General features: G+C 44.6%; 22 protein-coding genes. 4 read left to right on the top strand and 18 right to left on the bottom strand.

Features of this window, described 5'->3' with window-relative positions; translation table 11 throughout:
* Window positions 1-104: 104 nt before the first annotated feature.
* The 4 genes from QT716_RS08800 to mntR form a co-directional block, all read right to left on the bottom strand.
* Entirely contained in the window at window positions 105-386 is a 282-nt protein-coding gene (locus QT716_RS08800) for a GNAT family N-acetyltransferase (protein ID WP_317935679.1), read from the bottom strand.
* 69 nt (window positions 387-455) lie between these two features.
* Entirely contained in the window at window positions 456-1,340 is an 885-nt protein-coding gene (locus QT716_RS08795) for a DUF1002 domain-containing protein (protein ID WP_317935678.1), read from the bottom strand.
* 54 nt (window positions 1,341-1,394) lie between these two features.
* Window positions 1,395-2,255, bottom strand: a complete 861-nt coding sequence (locus QT716_RS08790; RefSeq protein ID WP_317935677.1) for a CvfB family protein — start codon at window positions 2,253-2,255, stop codon at window positions 1,395-1,397.
* 37 nt (window positions 2,256-2,292) lie between these two features.
* On the bottom strand, window positions 2,293-2,700 hold the full coding sequence (gene mntR / locus QT716_RS08785; RefSeq protein WP_317935676.1) for a transcriptional regulator MntR: 408 nt from the start codon (window positions 2,698-2,700) through the stop codon (window positions 2,293-2,295).
* Between the two features lie 134 nt (window positions 2,701-2,834).
* Between mntR and QT716_RS08780 the strand changes: the two genes are divergently transcribed.
* Complete coding sequence (locus QT716_RS08780) at window positions 2,835-2,990, top strand: lmo0937 family membrane protein (RefSeq protein WP_317935675.1); 156 nt, start codon at window positions 2,835-2,837, stop codon at window positions 2,988-2,990.
* Window positions 2,991-3,032: 42 nt separating this feature from the next.
* Here the strand turns inward: QT716_RS08780 and QT716_RS08775 are convergent, their stop codons facing one another.
* The 3 genes from QT716_RS08775 to QT716_RS08765 are packed head-to-tail and all read right to left on the bottom strand — an operon-like array spanning window position 3,033 to window position 6,627.
* The gene (locus QT716_RS08775; protein WP_317935674.1) at window positions 3,033-4,142 is read right to left on the bottom strand and encodes a GNAT family N-acetyltransferase; all 1,110 of its coding nucleotides are present in this window, start codon (window positions 4,140-4,142) and stop codon (window positions 3,033-3,035) included.
* 27 nt (window positions 4,143-4,169) lie between these two features.
* On the bottom strand, window positions 4,170-6,278 hold the full coding sequence (locus QT716_RS08770) for a heavy metal translocating P-type ATPase (protein ID WP_317935673.1): 2,109 nt from the start codon (window positions 6,276-6,278) through the stop codon (window positions 4,170-4,172).
* Window positions 6,271-6,627, bottom strand: a complete 357-nt coding sequence (locus QT716_RS08765) for an ArsR/SmtB family transcription factor (RefSeq protein ID WP_317935727.1) — start codon at window positions 6,625-6,627, stop codon at window positions 6,271-6,273. Before QT716_RS08765 ends, QT716_RS08770 begins: the two co-directional genes overlap by 8 nt.
* A gap of 231 nt (window positions 6,628-6,858) precedes the next feature.
* Between QT716_RS08765 and QT716_RS08760 the strand changes: the two genes are divergently transcribed.
* Window positions 6,859-7,098 carry a hypothetical protein gene (locus tag QT716_RS08760; protein ID WP_317935672.1) on the top strand — a complete coding sequence of 80 codons (240 nt, stop codon included), beginning with the start codon at window positions 6,859-6,861 and terminating at the stop codon, window positions 7,096-7,098.
* A 109-nt stretch (window positions 7,099-7,207) separates the two neighbouring features.
* On the opposite strand, the gene QT716_RS08755 is transcribed toward QT716_RS08760, so the two are convergent.
* The 8 genes from QT716_RS08755 to QT716_RS08720 all read right to left on the bottom strand — a co-directional run bounded on the left by QT716_RS08755 (window position 7,208) and on the right by QT716_RS08720 (window position 15,908).
* The gene (locus tag QT716_RS08755; protein WP_317935671.1) at window positions 7,208-9,595 is read right to left on the bottom strand and encodes a penicillin acylase family protein; all 2,388 of its coding nucleotides are present in this window, start codon (window positions 9,593-9,595) and stop codon (window positions 7,208-7,210) included.
* A 518-nt stretch (window positions 9,596-10,113) separates the two neighbouring features.
* Complete coding sequence (locus tag QT716_RS08750; RefSeq protein ID WP_317935670.1) at window positions 10,114-10,494, bottom strand: Na+/H+ antiporter subunit G; 381 nt, start codon at window positions 10,492-10,494, stop codon at window positions 10,114-10,116.
* The gene (locus QT716_RS08745) at window positions 10,472-10,756 is read right to left on the bottom strand and encodes a Na(+)/H(+) antiporter subunit F1 (protein ID WP_317935669.1); all 285 of its coding nucleotides are present in this window, start codon (window positions 10,754-10,756) and stop codon (window positions 10,472-10,474) included. Before QT716_RS08745 ends, QT716_RS08750 begins: the two co-directional genes overlap by 23 nt.
* Entirely contained in the window at window positions 10,756-11,238 is a 483-nt protein-coding gene (locus QT716_RS08740; RefSeq protein ID WP_317935668.1) for a Na+/H+ antiporter subunit E, read from the bottom strand. The genes QT716_RS08745 and QT716_RS08740 overlap by 1 nt, the downstream gene beginning before the upstream one ends.
* A 24-nt stretch (window positions 11,239-11,262) precedes the next feature.
* A complete protein-coding gene (locus QT716_RS08735) occupies window positions 11,263-12,759 on the bottom strand; it encodes a Na+/H+ antiporter subunit D (RefSeq protein ID WP_317935667.1) in 1,497 nt (498 codons plus the stop codon).
* Window positions 12,752-13,090, bottom strand: a complete 339-nt coding sequence (locus QT716_RS08730; RefSeq protein ID WP_317935666.1) for a Na(+)/H(+) antiporter subunit C — start codon at window positions 13,088-13,090, stop codon at window positions 12,752-12,754. The genes QT716_RS08735 and QT716_RS08730 overlap by 8 nt, the downstream gene beginning before the upstream one ends.
* On the bottom strand, window positions 13,091-13,516 hold the full coding sequence (locus QT716_RS08725) for a Na(+)/H(+) antiporter subunit B (RefSeq protein ID WP_317935664.1): 426 nt from the start codon (window positions 13,514-13,516) through the stop codon (window positions 13,091-13,093).
* Window positions 13,503-15,908, bottom strand: coding sequence for a Na+/H+ antiporter subunit A (locus QT716_RS08720; protein WP_317935663.1), 2,406 nt, complete (start codon window positions 15,906-15,908; stop codon window positions 13,503-13,505). The genes QT716_RS08725 and QT716_RS08720 overlap by 14 nt, the downstream gene beginning before the upstream one ends.
* A gap of 350 nt (window positions 15,909-16,258) precedes the next feature.
* Here QT716_RS08720 and QT716_RS08715 point away from each other — a divergent pair, with 350 nt between their 5' ends.
* Window positions 16,259-16,933: a universal stress protein gene (locus tag QT716_RS08715; RefSeq protein WP_317935662.1), complete on the top strand. Its 675-nt coding sequence runs from the start codon at window positions 16,259-16,261 to the stop codon at window positions 16,931-16,933.
* 57 nt (window positions 16,934-16,990) lie between these two features.
* On the opposite strand, the gene murB is transcribed toward QT716_RS08715, so the two are convergent.
* Complete coding sequence (murB, locus tag QT716_RS08710) at window positions 16,991-17,908, bottom strand: UDP-N-acetylmuramate dehydrogenase (RefSeq protein ID WP_317935661.1); 918 nt, start codon at window positions 17,906-17,908, stop codon at window positions 16,991-16,993.
* A 218-nt stretch (window positions 17,909-18,126) separates the two neighbouring features.
* On the opposite strand from murB, the gene QT716_RS08705 reads away from it, so the two are divergent.
* Window positions 18,127-19,506, top strand: a complete 1,380-nt coding sequence (locus QT716_RS08705; protein WP_317935660.1) for an FAD-dependent oxidoreductase — start codon at window positions 18,127-18,129, stop codon at window positions 19,504-19,506.
* A gap of 100 nt (window positions 19,507-19,606) precedes the next feature.
* Here QT716_RS08705 and QT716_RS08700 read toward each other — a convergent pair whose 3' ends face one another.
* Window positions 19,607-20,533 carry a manganese-dependent inorganic pyrophosphatase gene (locus QT716_RS08700; RefSeq protein ID WP_317935659.1) on the bottom strand — a complete coding sequence of 309 codons (927 nt, stop codon included), beginning with the start codon at window positions 20,531-20,533 and terminating at the stop codon, window positions 19,607-19,609.
* Window positions 20,534-20,591: 58 nt separating this feature from the next.
* Window positions 20,592-21,032, bottom strand: coding sequence for an RrF2 family transcriptional regulator (locus QT716_RS08695; protein ID WP_317935726.1), 441 nt, complete (start codon window positions 21,030-21,032; stop codon window positions 20,592-20,594).
* Window positions 21,033-21,130 lie beyond the last annotated feature (98 nt).

Raw genomic sequence — 21,130 nt, 5'->3', positions numbered from 1 at the left:
GTTAGTAGCTTACTATACGAATGACTTCCATAATTGTTTCAAATAATCCTCTTTTTGTTATAAAAAACGGACCGCTAAAATTATAAGCAATCCGCTCGGAGTAGTTATGCTTTCACGTCATTATATTCATCGTACCGGTTGAATGCTGTTACGACGTATGAACAAACTGCTTCCATTTTGTAGTTGTGCTCTCTCGCGTAATCTGCAGCACGATCTAAAAGTTTTTTGGCAACTCCGCCGCCACGAAGCTCTTCAGAAACGAATGTGTGATCCATTACCATGACATCGCCGAGAAGCGTCCACGTAATTTCAGCCATCGTTTTGCCATCTTGCACGTTTTGAAATGCAAATGCATCTCCGCCAATTTCTTTGAATTCAAACTCCATGAAAACAGCCTCCCATTTTTTATTGTATTATTGTAGAAGTCAACTTACTTAGAAAGTTTAACATACAGATTACTTAAAGATGGATTTAACTGATTCCGCAAGACCGGAAAAGAACTCTTTGACTTTCTCCCAAAAGCTTGGATCTATTTCCCCTAACTTCTCTTTTACCTTAGAAGCCATATCATCAAGCTGCTGAGAGAACTTAGAAAAGTCAATATCAAGCTTGCTGATCCGATCCATTAAATCGATCAATAATTGACGATCTGCATCACTAAGCTCGATTTTGTGCTTATCCAGCTGTTCTTTAATAATTTTTTCAACGTCTTCTTTTGTTGCAGGGTTCTGTTCGGAAATCTGTTGTTTAATGTCGGTCAGTAATTCTGCGACTTTATCTTTATCCACACCTTTTTCGGATAACTTAGTCGCAACGTCCAACTCGTCATTCGCAACATCGGTACGTTCTTTGTCGAGTTTTTCACCGCTTACTTCGTATGCTTTATAAATACCTACTAAAGCCGAATGGCCTGATACTTTTTTGGGTGCAGCGACATCCACTTTCGCATCTTCAATTCCTGCTGTCAGCATTGCCGTCGCATACATGTCAGGTGTCACTTGTGTAATATTGTCTTGAGTCACGATGGAAATGACGAGACCTTTGCCCGCATCTTGACGCATTATTTTTGCTGAAGAGTACATCCGTGCATTAGGATCCCCGTCTTTTATATACGTAACCAAGTCTTTACCTGTCACTTCGATTTCTTCGACTTCCGCTTCTTCGTCAACTTTCAAACTTTTTCTAACGCTTGCCCGCTCGTCGTCAGAAAGGTTCGCTCCGTAAACTACAATTGGAACACCCAGTTTTTCATTGATAGAAGAATCAGCTGATGCAACTGTCGGCAGTAATAGCCCGACCGACAATAGTAATGCAAGGCCACCCGTTAACTTTCTTTTCATCGTTTTACCCCCTCGTTTCCAAATACATACGAAATCTGCCGGTAAAAGTTCCCGTTAGTCTTTGAGAAACGTCCAGCCATCACGCTGTTCGATTTTACTTTCCTTCATCAATCTCCCCAGTGCACGTTTGAATGCGCCTTTGCTTAAGTTGAACATTTCTGAGATTTCATCTGGATTTGACTTGTCCGTGAATGGCATTTTGCCTCCAGTTTCTTGCAGATATCCGAGAATCATTTCTGCGTCATCATCTAACCGTTCTTGCTTTCGAGGCAATAGGGAACCGTTAAGCGTGCCATCTTCTTGAACGTCAATAATCCGAACCGCAAGTTCTTCACCGAGCCTCGGTTCAGCAGCCATCTCACTTTCGTGAACAAAAATGCGGTAATTATCAGGAATACTCAACAAGAAAGAGCCTACGGGAAGTAGTCTATAAGGCCGAGCTGTTAAGTTATCATTCATCCGCCATTTCTCTGCAGTTCCAATCACTTCTAATACTCTTTCCTCAGTTGCTAATCTTCCAAACAGAGTGCCCGCAGGATCAGTTCGGAGCGTCATGTATAATTCATCATCAATTTTCGGCCATAGTTTGCGGACACGCGGCAAATCGGCTTTGTTTACAAGGACTTCAAACGAAGCACCGATATCGACGTAGGCACCTTCTTTGTCATCGACTCGTAAAACGCGCGCCCATCCATATGTACCCATCGTTGTTTTAGGCAGCTGCATGGACGCTGCAAGCTCGCCCCGTCGGTTCATAAACAAGAAAACCTCAACAGAATCCCCTTCTGTTAACTCTTCAGGTGCTTCTGAGGCGTTCATGTATAAATCGATTCCATCCAAATCCAGTAACCAGCGTGAGCCGTCCCGCTGCAGTACACGGACGGTTTGTATTGTTCCTGCATGTAAGTTTGTCATAGTATTCTCCCATTTCCTTAAGGTAGTGTTGTTAAACTTATTCGTTGCGTTGTTTTAGTGCGATTACAAAGTTTTGGTCCTCATTCATCGCTTGTACTAGATCCGTTATTCGATCCATCGCATCCCAGCTCAAGTGATGCTCAATTCCTTCAACATCCCCATAGACGTTTTCTTCTTTAACCCCAATAATCCGTAAGAATTGTTCTAATAGTTCATGTCGCTGTACAAGCCGTTCACCAAATTTACGGCCTCTGGTCGTTAAACTGATATCTTTGTATCGTTCATAAACGACATAACCTTCTTTATGAAGTCTTTGCGCCATCTTCGTAACTGATGAAGGAAGTACTGAAAGAGATTCTGCCACGTCCGAAACTCGCGCCTGACCTTTCGCTTCAATGTGTAAATAAATCTGTTCGATGTAGTCTTCCATACTCGGTGTTGCCAACTCAAGCACCTCCAAGGAAATTTACTGCTTAGTTTCACGAAATATTTTTTTCGGTGTGTTTAACACATTTTAATCCTGGGTATCTAAACATTATAACCAATTCAATCACGTTTTTGAAAGGAGTGAAAGACATTATGGGTAGATTACTTTGGATTATTATTGTAGCACTTATTGTATTCTGGGTGCTTGGCCTAGTTTTCAAAATTGGCGGAGGCCTCATTCATATCTTGCTTGTTATCGCGTTGATCGTATTCATTCTCAACTTGATTTCTGGTAGGAAGTCCGTTTAAAGAAAGGGATGTCGGAAAAATACCGGCATCCCTTTTCTGCGTTTATTTACTTATTTTAACATAGATCACTGTATTGCGAAGTTCTGAACCATCTGCGGAACGGGAATCGTTTTTCAACACAGCCTCTAATTCAAAGCCTGCCCGTTCTGCAACGGCGCGGCTTTTTTTGTTGTGTTCGTCACACCGGATATCTACACGGCGCGCGCCTAATTCTTCAAACGCAAACTCTGCTATACGTTCAACAGCTTCGGTCATGTATCCTTTACCTTCATAACCATCGACAAGCCAATAGCCAATTTCAAATTTAGGCACTGACCAATCGATTCGATGCAGGCCAGACGAGCCGATGAATTCGCCGGATTGTTTATCAAACAAATGTAACCGCAGATCGGTTTTCGTGATGAAGTCTGCAATTGCTTGTCTCATCCGTTTTTCCGTATCAGCTAATGTTTGTGGCTCATAAGCCCACGGCATCCACTCACGCAAGCTAAGGAGAGTTTGAGCAATTCCATTATTCACATCTGAAACATCACTTAATGAAGGCATGCGGATGAGTAATCTCTCCGACTCGAATTGGTCGGGAAAGTCCGGGATTTCTTGGGTTGGGATAGAGTCTTCATCATGGTCTTCCCACACAACAGGCGTTTGTTCACCTGCCATATAATCGTCCCTTGTAATTCCGTAGGTGATTGCATCATAATAGCGATCCTCTTCAGGAGAAAACCATGCTTGGCGCAAATGACCTTCTTTTACAAAGCCGGAACGCTCAAATGTTTTCCGCATCGCTAAGTTATCATGACGTGTATGGCCCGCCAATCGATTCTTGCCTTCAGGTAATCCGAACACGTAATCTGCCATAAGACGTAACGCGCTGGCTCCATATCCCCTGCCCCGATAGCGGTCGGCAATCCGCAAATCGAACAATGGGACATCGTCTTGTAAGTCATGAATCTTTGCGATGCCCACTTTCTCACCATTATCATTAACGAGCCAAAATGTTTTCACTTCATCTGACTCGTACCCGCCTTCTCGGATTGTCTTTTCGATCAATTCCCGATCCGATTTTTCTTGACCATGAAATGGCCATGTATTCGTTGTCATGAAGTGAATCAGCTGTTCCTGTTCCACCATTGTCCATTCTTTAAGTTGCATAGGGAAGTTCCTCCAAACGACTGCTTCTTACTTTTGGATCCTCATTAATCGAAGTGAATTCAACACAACAAGAAGTGTAGCACCCATATCTGCGAAAATGGCGATCCATAATGTCAACCAGCCTGGGATGACGAGAAGCAGTGCAGCGATTTTTAGTCCTACTGCAAACATAATGTTTTCTTTGATAGTTCGCAATGTTTTTCGACTTAATTTCACTGTATAAGGTAATTGTTCAAGATCATCTGCCATGAGCGCGATGTCAGCAGTTTCTAAAGCAGCATCTGTTCCTGCACCGCCCATTGCGATTCCTACCGATGCTGCTGCGAGTGCTGGTGCATCATTAATGCCGTCTCCGACCATTGCTACGCGTTTTTTTCCTTCACTTAACTCACGAATTGCAGTGAGTTTGTCTTCAGGCATCAGTCCTGCACGAACGTCATCTATACCTAAACGTGCCGCAATGGCTTGTGCCGTTTTAGGATCATCTCCCGTCAGCATGACCGTTGTATTAACTCCAATTTCTCTCAAACGCTCAAGAACAGGCTTACTTTCAGGACGGACTGGATCCGCGACGGCGAATAGTCCTGCAAACGCCCCGTCTATCACAGCTCCCATAACGGATTTCCCTTCCGTCTGCATATCGGATGCTTTTTTTATAGCTGTTGCGGGCAGTTCAGCAAGTTCTTCTATCCAGCGAATACTTCCAACAGCAACGCTGAGGCCGTTCACATTTGCTATCGCGCCTTTTCCTGTGACTGATTGGAAATCCAATGCTTGAATTGCTGGCAACTGATGACTTTCTGAAGCATTGACTAACGCTCTTGCCAAAGGGTGTTGCGACAGTCTCTCTACCGCCGCGACAGACTGCAACAGTTCAGCTTCGCTTCTGCCTCCTGCAGCGATGATATCTGTCACTTCCGGATACCCTTTTGTCAATGTCCCGGTTTTATCGAAAGCAATGGTCTTAATATGCCCCATTTCTTCCAAATGAACGCCGCCTTTAATGAGGACGCCTTGACGTGCCGCATTTCCAATCGCAGTTACGATTGCAACTGGTGTCGAGACAACTAGTGCACAAGGACAGCCTACAACAAGGACAGCAAGCCCTTGATAAATCCACGTTTGCCAGTCCGCACCTAATAATGGCGGGATAACAGCGGTCAGTGCTGCAATAACGATAATGGCGGGTGTGTAGTATTTCGCAAACTTATCGATGAACTGTTGGGAGGGTGCTTTTTCAGCCTGTGCATCTTCGACAAGATGGATAATCTTCGCGATGGTCGTGTCTTCAACCAGCTTCGTTACTGTGACTTCTAAGGAACCTTCTTCGTTCAGCGTTCCTGCAAAGACGGTATCTTCAGCCTGCTTTGTAACAGGAACCGATTCACCCGTAATCGCAGCTTGGTTGACTGTAGAACGACCAGTCAGCACGGTGCCATCCATTGCAATCTTTTGGCCAGGCTTGACGATTAAGACATCCCCTATTCGAATATCTTCAGTAGGCAGTTCAAACGTCTCTTCGTTACGGCGAATGAGCGCTGAAGGCGGCGCAATGTCCACCAAGCTGCTGATTGACTGCCGAGCTTTGTTCATCGAATAAGATTCGAGCGCTTCACTGATTGCAAAAAGGAGTACGACAACAGCCGCTTCACGCCATTCGCCAATGATGGCCGCACCAATGATAGCAATGGTCATAAGCGTGTTCATATCAAATTCCAAACGTACTAGATTTTTGAGTCCATCGATGAACATCGATGTCCCGCCAACGACAATCGCTGTGGCAAATAATAGAATTGCTGTTATATTGCTTTCTCCGTATTGGTTGGAAACTATTAGGCCCACCGCTAAGAAAATGAGTGAAATAAGTGAGACAATGTTTTCTTTGCGTTTGAAGAATGGTGTTTTCTGGGTAGGCTTCCGCTGGGAAACAGGAACGACACGAATGCCGTCAAATGCGCCTGCAGATTCAAGCTCGTCTACAGTTGCAGCGCCTGCAAAGGACAGTTTACTTGCACCAAAGTTAACTGTGGCCTCTTCAACGTTCGGAAGCCGGCTCACGTTTTTTTCAAATTTCATGGCACAATTGGCGCAGCTCAAGTTCTCTAAACGATATTCGTTCAAAGTCGTGTCAGCCATTCTCTTCACCTTCCATCGTATGTTCGTGCGCAATTTTCACTAGTTGAAAGACATGATCATCCGCCAGAGAATAGTAGACCATTTTACCTCTGCGTTCGGAGCGGGCTAAACCGTTTTCTTTTAAATATCTTAAATGATGGGATGCCGTAGCATTGGATGCACCAATGATCGCTCCGACATCACATACACACAGTTCTTGTTTTAACGTTAATGAATAGGCAATCTTAAGTCTCGTTTCATCTGCGAGCGCTTTAAACAGCTGGACCATATCGCCAACTCGCGGCAGTTCTTCTTGGATTTCAACGACAAGTGAGTCGTGGACAATTTCTTCGTCACATGTATCAATCATTTTCAACTTTCTCCGCCTCCTCATCATTCAAATGCCTGTTTGATTGTACTTCTAGTATATGCGTTATTCTGACGATTTGCAACCAATATCAAACGGTCGTTTGAATGATAGGGAAAATGATTATTTAAGCCAGTGTCATGAACGCTTTCGCTTGGGTATTGAGTGTTTCGCTGGGGCTGACTGGGGGATTCTCCGGGAAATCGGGCGGGGTTCTCCTCGATATCGGGCGGATTGCCCCGCGTATCGGGCGGGTTCTCCTCGATATCGGGCGGGTTGCCCCGGATATCGGGCGGGTTCGTCTCGATATCGGGCGGGTTGCCTCGCGTATCGGGCGGGTTCTTCTCGATATCGGGCGGATTGCCCAGCGTATCGGGCGGGTTCTCCTCGATATCGGGCGGGTTACCCCGCGTATCGGGCAGGTTCTCTGCGATATCGGGCGGGTTGCCTCGCGTATCGGGCGCTTCGACATAACAATCGAGCGCTTAGCCAGAAAATCCAGAACACCCAAACAGCAAATCCATCATCTCAAACAACTGAACACAAAAAAACAGAGGAGATCAAGCCCCTCTGCTTCACTTTGTTATTTCGCTTCAAGCGTTAACACATGCCCATCTTTCACATCGCCTTGCAATTGTGTTTCATGGAAATCGCCTCTTACCCAGTCATCCGCTTGGTCATGGAACCATTGTGACTTCATATGACCCGCTTGACCCGGCCCTACGATATGGTTCGCTTTCGATAAATCATCCAAGTCTGCAACAAAGCGCCAAGAAGCTCCGTGATTCGCACTGCCGTCATCTTTAAATGAGGCGGCTTGCACGGTAATTCCTGATCCTCCAACTGGTTGCTTTTTAGGATCTAGGAAGTGTGCCAGAATTGGCGAAGCGCTCGATAACGGATGCGGGAACACAAGCTGATGGTAATCTCCCCACTGCCATTTCTCCGGATTATCACCATAATCTTCTTTTAAACCAGCAACCGTCTTTTTAAAAGCATCGAACACCCACTGATCGACACCGCCGTACTCTAACACCCAAGTTGAGGGATCTCCGTTATATGCATTCCGTAAAAACTGATCTGTCAATTGCGGCTTGCCTGGCATGAATTCGTAGACGTCAGCAGGCATATCTGGCGCAAACATCGTGACCGGCAATTGTTTCATTAACTTATGGAATATCAGAGGCTCGGGTGCATCTGCTGAATCCACCTGATTCCAATTTTTCAGTTGAGTCAGTATTCCTTTGTAACTCTCTTTTCGATCCATTCTTTCAATTGAACCAATCAGATCGTCTAAAAATTCTCCTGCATGCAAATTCTTTTGATCCATCTGTAAGTCCATCATGTCTTCAGCTGTAAATTGGTCGCCACTGCGAAGTACTTCAGCAATTCGCTCGTAACGATATGGCTGCGCCCAAAACTTTGTAATGTGATACGGATAGTTATCGTCCACTACCTCATTATTAGCTGTTGCGATGAAACCTTCTTTCGGGTTCACTAGAGTCGGCAGTTCATCATACGGTACATACCCATCCCATCCGTATTCTGATGAATTTCCCGGAACCGGCAGCTGGGCATCGCCTTTCTTACGAATCGGAATCTTTCCGTTCGCTTTGAACGCGATTGTACCGTCAGTCGATGCAAACACAAAATTTTGCGCCGGTGCGCTGAATGCTTCCAAAGCCGTTTCAAAAGACTCCCAATCATCCGCCTTGTTCAAATCCATGATTGCTTCAAGTTCATTACTTGGTTCCAATGCCGTCCACTGCATGGAGAATACAGCATCAGGCTTTTCATCCTTATAGATCACATCAGTAATAACCGGCCCATGCCTGGTGACCAGCACTTCAAAAGGTACATCTTCTTCACCTTTTACGCTGATTGTTTCATCCCGCACTTCGGCCTGTTCCCATTCACCATCGTATTGAAATTGCGTAGGATCGTCGGGGTTGGGAGTTTCAATATACAGATCTTGGACATCCGGCCCCACATTTGTCACACCCCACGCCACTTTTTCGTTATGTCCGAGGATGATGCCCGGGATTCCTGCAAAAATAACCCCGCTAACATTTTGCTCCGGTGATTTCAAATGAATCTGATGCCAGATCGATGGGGTGCTAAGGCCTAAGTGCGGATCATCAGCAAGTAACGGTTTGCCTGATTTTGTTTTGTCACCAGACACCACCCAGTTGTTGCTTCCATTGAATTCATGCGGTAGTAATCCAGGATCAAACTGCCCCGCCACTTGCACTGGATTTTTCCTATTTGCTTCCATGATCGACTCTGCATTTTCCGGATAGGTAATGAATAAGTCCATTGCTTTCTCTTCTGAATACTCATTAAGTGCCCAGTGACGCATGGCTTGCGGCGTCCACTTCCCGCCAAGGTCATACGCCATATACTTTCCAATTATCAGCGAATCAATCGGTGTCCAAGGTTCAGGCTCATAACCGAGCAGCTTAAATTCATAGGACAACTTTCCATTGTCTTTTACTTCTTCTATGAATTCATTGACCCCATCTGCGTACCATTCGAGTACTTGTTTCGCATCATCACCGTATGTGTCGAATGATTTCTCTGCTGCGTTTCTTAAACTGAATGTGCGAAACTGTTTATCAGTATCGATTGCTTTTGCGCCGACAACTTCAGACAGCCTTCCGCTCGCCTGTCTGCGCGCGAGATCCATTTGAAACAATCTATCCTGTGCATGGACATACCCTTGAGCACGATATAAATCAGCATCGGACTTTGCATCTAAATGAGGCACACCATTTTCATCCCGGGTGACCGTTACGTTTTCATCCAGAACAGTTAGCTGAGCCTTTCCATCGATTATTGGCTTAGACTTCGCTATGTAAACATTTACAAAAATGAGTGCAGCTGCTGCAATGACGATAAGCGTCGCGAGGATCCACAGAAAAATCTTAGCCGGTTTGCCCATTCTCTTTTTATGCTGTGCACGTTTTGCCATCGATTTCTCCTCCATCCCTAATTTTCCACAGTATTACATCTATATTCGTTATACCATTATAAAATCCCTTTCGAAGTGGAAAGGGATTGGAGGTTCTGGATAGATTATAAGTGATTGTGATGGAAGTGCTTTTTGTTTTATGGGCATTCCCCAGACTTTATGAGCGCTTTTCGCGTTTTATGAGCGTTCCCCGAACTTTATGAGCGCTTTTCGCGTTTTATGAGCGTCCCCTGAACTTTATGAGCGCTTTTCGCGTTTTATGAGCGTTCCTAGAACTTTATGAGCACTTTTCGCGTTTTATGAGCGTTCCCCGAACTTTATGAGCGCTTTTCGCGTTTTATGAGCGTTCCCTGAACTTTATGAGCACTTTACATGTTTTATGAGCGTTCCCTGAACTTTATGAGCACTTTTCACGTATAACGAGCGTTTCCCCAAGTTTCATCGGCACTTTCCAAGTGGTACAAGTGCTTCCATAACATCTGCAATCCAATCAAAACGCTACAAGTAACATCCTTACATTACATGCGCTCTTCGTCCTTCTCGGATGAATCCCCATGAAGCACTTCGTATAATTCGTCTTCCACTGAAATATCGGCAAGTCCCACTTTTGAGCGGTAGGCGGCGCGTATGATAAGATGGCCTGCTACAGGAGCTGTCAGGAATACAAAGACAATGCCGAGCAGCACACGGACGCTGACAAAGTTATCGTGAAATAGAAAGTATAAAAATACGCCGATTAATGTCAGCAAAACGGACAAGGTAGAACTTTTGGTTGCTGCATGTGAGCGTGTGTAGACATCAGGCAAGCGAATGATACCAAACACGCTGATTACGCTGAATATACCTCCAAAGAGAATGAGCAGGGCGCCTATGAATTCACCGATCTCGTTTTCGTTCAACGATAACCCCCCTCTCGATATATTTTGAAAAGGCAATGGTACTGATGAATGACAAAATACCAAGTATCAAAATAACTTCTAAATACGCTTTTGTTCCGTACATGACGGACACTACACCTATCGTAGCCAGCAAGTTTACACCAATCACATCCATCGCAATCACACGATCCGGCATGGAGGGCCCAATAATGAGTCTGAGCACCGCAATGCCTATCGTTATTGCGAACAGTACAACAGAGATTGCAAGCATCGTCGCTATCATTATCGGGTCACCTCCATAATCGCCTTTTCAAAATTCTTCAGTTGCTTTAATAACCCTTCACGGGATTCCTGAACGTCCATTGCATGTATGTATAACGCGTCACTATCCGGTGTAACTTCCATTACAACAGATCCCGGAGTCAAGGTCAGCAGCATCGACAACATAGTGATTTCCACATCGCTTCTCAGCATCGTTTCATACTTAAAGATGCCTGGCTCAATTTTGAGTCTTGGACTTAAAATCTGACGTAACACCACTGCACTCGACTGAATCAGTTCCCAGACGAATATGAATAACAACTTGAACGCAGCATAGACCCGGCGCAAGTAAAAGCGTGTACCGAAAAAACGATGCATGAAGAACAGGATTCCAATACCAACAAGGAAGCCTGCATAAAACGTAGAAAAACGTAATTCATCCTCATCGATTAGCAACATCCATAAAAATGCAATGAACAGGTTCAATAGTAGTTGTGCAGGCATCCTTCTCGTCCCCTCTCTTCCTGACTAGTCTTTCAATAACCAGTCTTTGTCTAGTACCGCTTCGATGTAAGACTGTGGGTCTATTAAAGTAGCTGCAGCGTCATTGACAAACGGTGCAAGCACGTCTGCCCCAATTCCAATCGCAAAGGTTAACACGCCAAGAACGACAATCGGAAACAGTGTGCTTTTTTTCAGTTTCACTTGCTCCTCTTCGCCGATAACCGCTTCTCCCATGAAGCAATTCAAGAAAATACGGAGTAAAGAATAGAGAACGAATAGACTCGACAAAAAAGCTAACGTTAGCAATACATATGTTTCCGCTTCAATCAATCCTTCACCAAGCAGTACTTTACCGATGAATCCGCTGAATGGCGGAATTCCTGTCAGGGATAACATCGCGAGGAAAAAGAGCCATCCGAGGGACGGGTAGTTTTTCAACAGGCCGCTAATCTCTCCAATTCTCGCCTTACCTGTCAAGGAAATCATTAGACCGCCCGCTAAGAACAGCATCGCTTTTACGACCATATCGTGGAGTACATAATAGATGGATCCCTGGAGCGCCACTTCGTTACCTGCAGCTAACCCAACTAGAATAAACCCTACCGCAATCACCACGTTATATGAGATGATTTGCCGGATATCCCGCGTAGAAAGCGCGCCAATGCTCCCTCCGATAAGCGTCAATGCCGCCATAATCCCGATAATGGAGTGAGTAATTTCCGGAGAATGAGTAAAGACAAGTGTAAACAGGCGTACCATCGCATAGATCCCGACTTTCGTAAGAAGCGCACCAAATAATGCGGCAATCGCTGCAGGAGGCGCACTATAGGATCCAGGTAACCAGAAGTATAAGAGCAACCCCGCTTTCAAACTGAACACGAGTAAAAACAGTAAGCTGATGATGGTCAACATCGCGCCTTGACCATTCTCAGTAACACGGACAGCCAGATGTGCCATGTTAAGTGTTCCTGTCGCTCCATAAAGGTAGGCGATCGCGAGCAGGAAAAACCAAGAAGCTAGTACGTTTATCGTAATATAAGTGAATGCTTCAACAAGTTGTACTTTCCGGCCTCCTAAAACCAATAATGCATAAGAGGCAAGCAGCATCACTTCAAAACACACGAATAAGTTAAATACATCACCTGTTAAAAATGATCCATTTACACCTGCCAGTAAAAAGAGCATGAATGGATAGACATACATTTTTTCGAAGGACTCTCCTATTGTGGAGAACGCATAGAGCAGAATTAGACTCGTTACTGTGGCAGCCGCAGTAACGAGCAGCAGGGCAAAAGAGTCGCCTACAAATAGTATTCCATATGGGGGCGACCATCCGCCGAAATCCAATCTTAAAATACCATCCGATTGTATCCGCATCAGTAAATAGACACCAATCCCAGCAGAACTTGCTGTTGCTAAAAAGCTAAGAATCCGCTGTAGAATGAGAGAGTTTCTGAAGAACGTGATAACGATTGCAGTTAACAGCGGAATGAGTACTGGATATACAAGTGCATTAGTCATCGAGTTCTCTCCTTACGTTATCTAAATTATCAGCACCGGTTTCCCGATAGATTCGATACGCCAAAACAAGGAGAAATGCTGTGACCGCAAAACTAATGACAATCGCAGTCAGAATCAGGGCCTGCGGAAGAGCATCGGTATAGTTCGAACCTTCTTCGGTCAGTAACGGAGCACCGCCCTTCTTCAAACCACCCATCGCGAGGATTAGTAAATGGATGGCATGGGAAAGAACAGCAGTCCCTAAAATAATCCGAACAAAATTGCGGGAAAGCAGTAAGTAGACGGCCACCATGACAAGAACCCCTACTAATAACGTTATTAATGTCTCCATTTAACTCACATCCTCACTGATCGTTAAAAGAATGGTGACGACCACGCCAACCACCGTTAGCGCTACTCCCGCTTCGAATAAGAGCACCATGGATAATTCGGTATTGCCAAATACAGCAAGAGCGAATTCACCTTTCTTCTGGGTTAAAAATTGATTGCTAAAGAGCATAGGAATCGCACTGCTGCTAACAGCCAGGAAGACACCAAGCCCTGCTATCTTTTTGAAGTCGAACGGAATGCCTTGATGCACAGTTTCAATATCATACGTCATGTAAAGCAGCAGCAACGCTGAAGCCAATACAAGACCGCCAGAGAACCCGCCGCCTGGATCGTTATGTCCTGAGATGAAGAGCTCAACGCCAAACGTTAAAATGATGAATACCACGATTTTGGTGACAGTCTGCAAAATGACATCATTGATCTTCATTTTGGTCACCGCCTTTTTTGTCTTTCAGTCGAATAAGGACATAAACCCCAAGCCCGCCGATGAACAACACAACAATCTCAAGCATCGTATCGAACGCACGGAAGTCCCCTAAAATCGCGTTCACGATATTGCCTCCGCCTGTTAGTGTCTTGGCATCTTCAAAGTACTTGGAAATCGGTTCAAACAAACGGTTTCCTTGAACGATAAGTGCCGTCAAGATCACAATAAGTCCAGAAGCGACCGCGATAAAAATATTCAACATTTTCACAGGACGACGAGGTGTTTCTTTTTTCCAATCCGGCATGAATCGGAATGTAAGTAAAAACAAAACAGTCGTTACGGTTTCAACGACAATTTGAGTGAGCGCGAGATCTGGCGCACGTAAAACGACAAACAAAAACGCAACGGTAAATCCAAGCACACCGTTCAACAAAATTGCGATCAGGCGGGACTTTACAAACAGAATTGCGAGTGCGGCAATCATCATAACGAAAACTAAAATATATTCATTTAACGTGACGACCGAGTCCTCAGAAAAGTTAAATGCCAGCCGCCAGACCAATGACAACGCAGTTCCCATCATTGCGATGAAAAAAAGCATAATATATGTGAAATAGCGATGTAAATGTCCTGTCATATACTTGTTCGTCAAATGATAGGAGTTGCCTTCCAGCTGCATTAGCAACAACGTATAGATCGTATCAATTCTCCAGCTAAAAGGAGCAATTGTATATACCCTTCTCCACTGAGGCAAGAAGATATACAGTACTGCGCCGAATAGAATAATGCCGATTGTCATCCAGAATGCAGGTGTAAAACCATGCCAAGCCGCAATGTGCGGAACGAGTGTTTCCGGATTTCCGAACGAGGGATAGATTGCACCCATCGCTGGCTGCACGATCCACTTCGCCAAAACATTTGGAAAGAAAAACAGCGCAACAATCATCACACCTAAGACCGATGGCGCAAGCAGCATTCCAGGTTGAGGATCGTGTGCTCCGCGATCCACCCAAGCTGGCTGTTGCTGCTGGCGGCCGAAAAACGTTTGAAAGACTATAATCATGCAGTAGACGAATGTTAGTACACTGGCCACCCATGCAACGATCGGAATCCACACGTGAACTCCGGGAAGTGCGAGCTGCTGAACTGCGAGACTCGCTTCTAAAAATAGTTCCTTACTTAAAAACCCGTTGAACGGCGGTAGACCTGCCATTGAAAAACTTCCTGCGAGTGCAATACTAAACGTAATAGGCATGAAGATAGCAAGGCCGCCCAGCTTACGGATATCGCGTGTTCCAAGTTCATGATCGACGATACCGATAATCATAAATAACGCACCTTTAAATGTGGAGTGATTAATTAAGTGAAATAGCCCCGCAAATGCCGCTGCGGTATATAGGGTTTTATCCACCCCGGGTAGGTTAAGCATCGCAGCTGAACCGATTCCGAGTAAACTCATAATCAGACCCAGCTGACTAATTGTTGAATAGGCCAGCAAAGCTTTTAAATCATTTTGACGCACTGCATTAAACGAGCCCCAGAACAAGGTTATCAAGCCCACAAATGTAACCGAATAGAACCATAATTCACTTTCACCGAATACTGGGATGAAGCGGGCTACTAAGTAAATCCCCGCTTTTACCATCGTAGCTGAGTGTAAATATGCACTGACAGGTGTCGGTGCTTCCATCGCGTCTGGAAGCCAAATATGAAATGGAAATTGTGCGGACTTCGTGAACGCACCTAAAAGAATCAGTAACATCGCTGGTACGAATAAGGTTTCTGCGGGAAGGGTTCCTGCCATCCCAATCATTTCTTGAATGCTGTACGTCCCTGTCATCTGATGCATCATCAAGAATCCAACGAGCATACCAACTCCGCCGGTCACTGTAATCAGCATCGCCTTTTTTGCACCTGCACGGGAATTCTTCCGCTGATGCCAAAACGCGATCAGTAAGAAGGATGAGACACTTGTCAATTCCCAGAATACGTAAAGCACCAATACATTGTCAGAAAAAACGACACCTAGCATAGAGCCCATGAATAATAACAAGTACATATAAAAACGACCAAGCGCTTCACGCTCAGAAAGATAGTAAATAGAATACATAACGACGAGCGTACCCATCCCAGTAATGAGCAGTCCTAAAATCATACTAAGACCATCTAGATGGGTAGTGAAATGAATGTTTGCTGCATGTAACCAATGAATTGTGTAAAACAAACTGTCGCCTGCACCAAGTTTAGGGATTTGAAAACAAAGAAAAATGAACAAAATGAGAGGAAATGGTAATACCAACCAGCCGATTTTCTTACTGTGGACATATGTATACAAAAGCGGAACAAAAAGTGATGCCACAAACGGCACCAATATTAGTAATGGAATGATCAATCAGTCGAACCCCCTATCAAAAGAGAACACACGCGCCCAGTCATCAAAGAAGGTACGCAGAAATACAACACAAAAATCACGTAGGCAATCTCCCGGGGTTTGTACAATCTATCTAGAAATTCCTATGTCGGCTTGACGCGGATGGAAAAGCCGGCGATAATGAGTGCCATATGAGTTCAGCGAACAATCCCGAAACATGATTCGTTTCAGGTTAGAACTTCACAAAAAGACGTGTGTTTTTTTGGTTTCATTTTAAAGTATACACAACATTTACAGCAACCGCACTTGAATAGACTGTTTCAGAGGTGTGGCTATGTTCAGTATTCGGATACATGGAGGTGGAAGACAACATGGGAAAAGTGAAAGGACGCATGGACGAAAGCATTCTTGTCTGTGTGTATTATGGACCAAATGGTGAAAGACTCATTAAACGAGGTCACCAAATGGCGAGTGCGATGGACTGTCCCCTTTATGTATTGACGGTCGATCCACGGCCTCAAGATGATATGGACGCAGAAAAATCTGATTACATTGACCGTTGGAGAGAGCTCTCAGACGAACTTGAAGTGGATGAATTCATTATCCGGGATAATGAGACACGCCCCACCGCGAAAGTGATTAAACAAGTAGCCCACGATCGAAATGTAACACAAATCATTATCGGACAAACAGCGCAGAGCCGATGGGAAGAAATCACAAAAGGGTCATTTATGAACGTCTTACTGCGTGAGATCACTTTTGTCGATTTCCACGTCGTTTCTGTTGCCCGTTCTATCAAACATGACGTAGAAGGTTTGTTCGAAAAAGGATTGCGTGCGTACGTCACAGATGATGGGGATGGGTTCCGCATTACGTTCAACTATACAAAAGATGCTCGTTTTGAAGGGATCTTTTTCAAAGAAACGGGAACCGACTTCAATAACGGGATTTTCAAATTCATGCACAATGGAAAGATGTGCCAAGTACGAATTACAGATGACTGCGTAGCAGATCCATCTCTTGTCAGTTGTAAAATTGACGCTTAACTATTAAAAAAGCAGAGAGCCAATGCGCTCCCTGCTTTTTATAATACCGTTTTTCTTTTACTCGACGGACTCACCAACGATTTTCACTTCACGTTCCAACTCCACGCCAAAACGTTTTTTCACTTCCGCTTGAACCATTTCAATCGTTTGAATATAGTCCGTCGCTGTTGCGTGATTTTTGTTGATGATGAAACCTGCGTGTTTAGTCGACACTTCAGCTCCCCCAACACCTTTACCTTGAAGACCGCTGTCTTGTATCAATTTACCCGCGAAATAGCCTGGAGGACGTTTAAACACACTCCCCGCTGATGGATACTCAAGCGGCTGCTTCGATTCCCGCTGGAACGTAAGATCCGCCACCTTCGCATCGATCGCCTCTTGGTCACCCACTGTAAGTTCGAAATCCGAAGACAAACAGAAGTACCCTTTGTCGGCAATAATGCTTTTTCGGTATCCAAGCTCCAACTCTTCCTTAGATAAGATGAATATTTCACCTTTACGATTCATGAGCGTGGATTGAACGATAATATCGTGGATTTCTCCTCCGTAAGCACCGGCGTTCATCGCCATTGCGCCCCCGACAGACCCAGGAATCCCACATGCAAATTCGAAGCCAGTCAACCCGGCTGCTGCGGATGCTCTGGAAACATCGATTATATGAGCCCCTGCTTCCGCATGAACAGATGTCCCATCTACATGGATTTTATCCAACTTTACAGGGTGCAGAACAATCCCGCGCACCCCGCCATCGCGGACGACCATATTAGAACCATTTCCAAGCAGTAACAAAGGAATATCACGCTCGTAGGCGTATTGAACAGTTGCTTGCATTTCTTCAACAGTTTGAGGAATTACGAGCAAATCTGCACGACCGCCTAATTCAGTTTTTGTATAACCAGAAAGGGATTCATCCAGCAAGAGCTGTCCCTGTGTAATCGTCTCTTTTAAATCAGTAAGCCATTGATGCTTAGCCATTCTATCCAACCCTTTCGAAAGTTCATAGCCTCTTAACAGTATGCTGTGAATCTAGTAGTTTGACAAGAGGAACGAGCTGAAATCCGTCACCTTTTAAGTATACTCCCCTTACATTAAATGTTACTGAGAATCTATATTTTTCTGTCATTCCGTTAAACTTTGTAATTTCTGGACAAGATATGTTCAGGTGAACTTACTGAACACGGAGGGAAATCACAATGTTGAACTCACTTTGGCTAGAAACTGCCTATCCCCGTACTGCCTATCCCCCCGCTACAATGGACACGACGTGCGACATCTGCATTATTGGAGGTGGATTGAGCGGTATCACCACGGCTTATCTTTTAGCTAAGGCGGGCAAAAAAGTGGTTTTGCTTGAAAAGGACCGTATTCTTGAAGGGGCATCTGGAAATACTACCGGAAAGCTGACCACTCAGCATGATTTAGTATATGCCGGCCTCTTAAAGAAATTCGGGGAAGACTCCGCACGACTCTATTATAAGACGAATGATGCCGCTATCCGGTTCGCTCAATCGATTTCAGAAGGTGACGAACTGCGCACCGCCAACTCTGTGTTGTTTGCACAAACAGACTCAGGTGTCCATTCTTTAAGGAATGAGGCCGCTGTCTACGAACAGCTGGGCATTCCATTTGATCGGCGGTTAAATTTCGAATTACCGTTACCCGTGAAAGAAACACTGACTTTGACCAATCAGGCACAGCTGCATCCAGTCCGATTTGGTCAGCACCTTGCGAAACTCGCTCAATCAGAAGGCGTTCAGCTTTGTGAACATTCCGCCGTCCGTTCAATGAATTTAAAAGATAAGTCCCTTCAGCTCAGTAACGGCATCGTTATACAATTTGATGAATTAGTATTATGTACGCATTATCCTATCGAAGCATTGCGGGGGATGAACATCATGAAATTGGAAGTGAACCGTTCCTACCTTATATCTGCGCCTGCCGATATGCCTTTACAAGGGCAGTACTTATCCGTCGACGGACCAAAACGCTCTGTTCGCACTGCATACATCGATGGACGTCCCCACTTCCTTCTTAGCGGTGAAACCCATAGAGCTGGAAGTACAAGTGACACAACCATTCACTACAATCGCCTTTCCGATGAACTGCAATCGATCTATCATCTTGGTGAGCCTATTCACACTTGGGCTGCCCAAGATCCCTCCACCCCCGATCTCATTCCATACGCGGGACCTATTTCCAAATCTATGCCCTACGTCCATATTTGCACTGGATTCCGTAAATGGGGCATGTCGAACTCCCTCGCCGCTGCACATATTGTATCTGACCAAATAACAGGAAGAAAGAATCCCGGGATTCCCCTTTACGCGCCAGATCGAACCGGTTTCGGCACACGGTTATTTCAAGCCATTAAAACGACCGGTTTTGTTTTGAACGAATTTACAGGAGGCCATATCACACGCGCGAAAGCCCCGATATGTACACATATGGGATGCCGTACACGTTGGAATACCGGGGACGAAACGTGGGATTGTCCTTGTCATGGATCACGTTTTAGAAAAGACGGTTCTGTACTCGAGGGACCTGCTACACGGCCATTAGACTTGAACGACTAACATTAAAATCGCGGGTGAAAACAATCTTTTACAGTTATAAGAGATAAAAAAGCTGCCTAACGAGTGAATTCCCTCACTCATTAGGCAGTTTTTTCAGTTCTTATTTAAACGCTTCTGTTAAGACAGGTACAATTTGTTTTTTACGAGACACAATGCCGCTTAGAATTGCCATATCATTCGCCGGGACAACGTTAAACGCAGTCATTGCCGGGAATGCTTTCTCGCCGATCGCAATTGCAATTGAATCGTTGTTAATAATATCCGTAATGACAAATAGGAATAAATCGAGTTTCTTCACAGATACTACTTGCGTCAACAGCTGAGTCAACTCCTCTTTACGATTGAGAATATCGTTTAGATCGACAGCATTGACTTGTGCAATCTCCATTGTCACATCGCCCACTTCAAAGGTTTTAGCGTCGAGTGAAATGAGTTCTTCCAATGTTTTGCTGCTTAGATCAGCACCCGCTTTTAGCATGTCCAATCCGTACGTTGCAGCATCCACTTCTGCGATTTTAGCTAATTCATCAGCAGCCTTTTTATCCTCTTCAGTAAATGTAGGGGATTTAAAGAGCAATGAGTCAGAAATTATCGCAGACAGCATAAGTCCTGCAATATTTTTCGGAATGTCGACGCCGTTTTCTTTAAATAACTTATTTAAAATTGTAGCCGTACACCCGACTGGCTCAGCACGGTAGTACAAAGGTTCGTTCGTTTGGAAATTTGCAATCCGGTGGTGGTCGATGACTTCAAGTACTTTAACCTCTTCAATATCATCTACACTTTGCTGTTTCTCGTTATGATCCACCAAAATGACTTGTGATGCTTCTGTCTTTGCTCGGTCAATTTGACGGGGTGCTTCAAAACCAAATGTTTCAAGTGCGAATGCCGTCTCTTCAGACACACTGCCAAGTCTTACAGCCTCTGCGTCCAACCCGATTTGCTGTTTCAAATAAGCATATGTAATCGCAGATGCGATTGAATCCGTATCGGGATTTTTGTGACCAAATACAAGTACTTTGTTCATAAGTGAATTCCTCCTAAATATCTTTACGTAGTGCGTCTATCTTATCTTACCATCCGGATTACGTTCGCGGAAACAGAAGCATGCTGATTTCATCTTTATTTTGTACAAAGTCTTCAATTGTGTATCGATCTAAAACGGCTAAATAGGCATGGAGGGCTTCTTGCAGCACACCCTTTAACTGACATGCCGGTGCCAGCACGCATTGATTCGATTCACGATTAAAACATTCTACTAATTGGAAGTCGTCTTCTGTCTGACGGACAACATTTCCAACGTTGATGAGATTTGGTGCAACTTTTAATTGGATTCCTCCGCCTCTTCCGCGGACCGTTTCGATGAAACCCGCTTTACCAAGTTCGTGTACCACCTTCGTCAAATGGTTTTTAGAAATCCTGAAGGACTCAGATATTTCCGTAACTGTTGACCGTTCCCCTTTTGGCTTCGCTGCAAGAAAGATTAGAACCCGTAATGAGTAATCTGTATAGAGCGTTAAGCGCATAGTGTTCACTAACCTTTCCATGAAATCATAGTTTTTGTCTAATCGTTGAATGAATTGTGACCAAAATTCGAACAGTGTTTAAAGATGTATTCTTTATA

Origin of the sequence: Sporosarcina aquimarina (assembly GCF_033253705.1) — a bacterium.
Taxonomy (GTDB): Bacteria; Bacillota; Bacilli; order Bacillales_A; family Planococcaceae; genus Sporosarcina; species Sporosarcina aquimarina.
The sequence above is the reverse complement of the archived record's forward strand: the minus strand, read 5'-3'. Positions and strand labels throughout refer to the sequence as shown.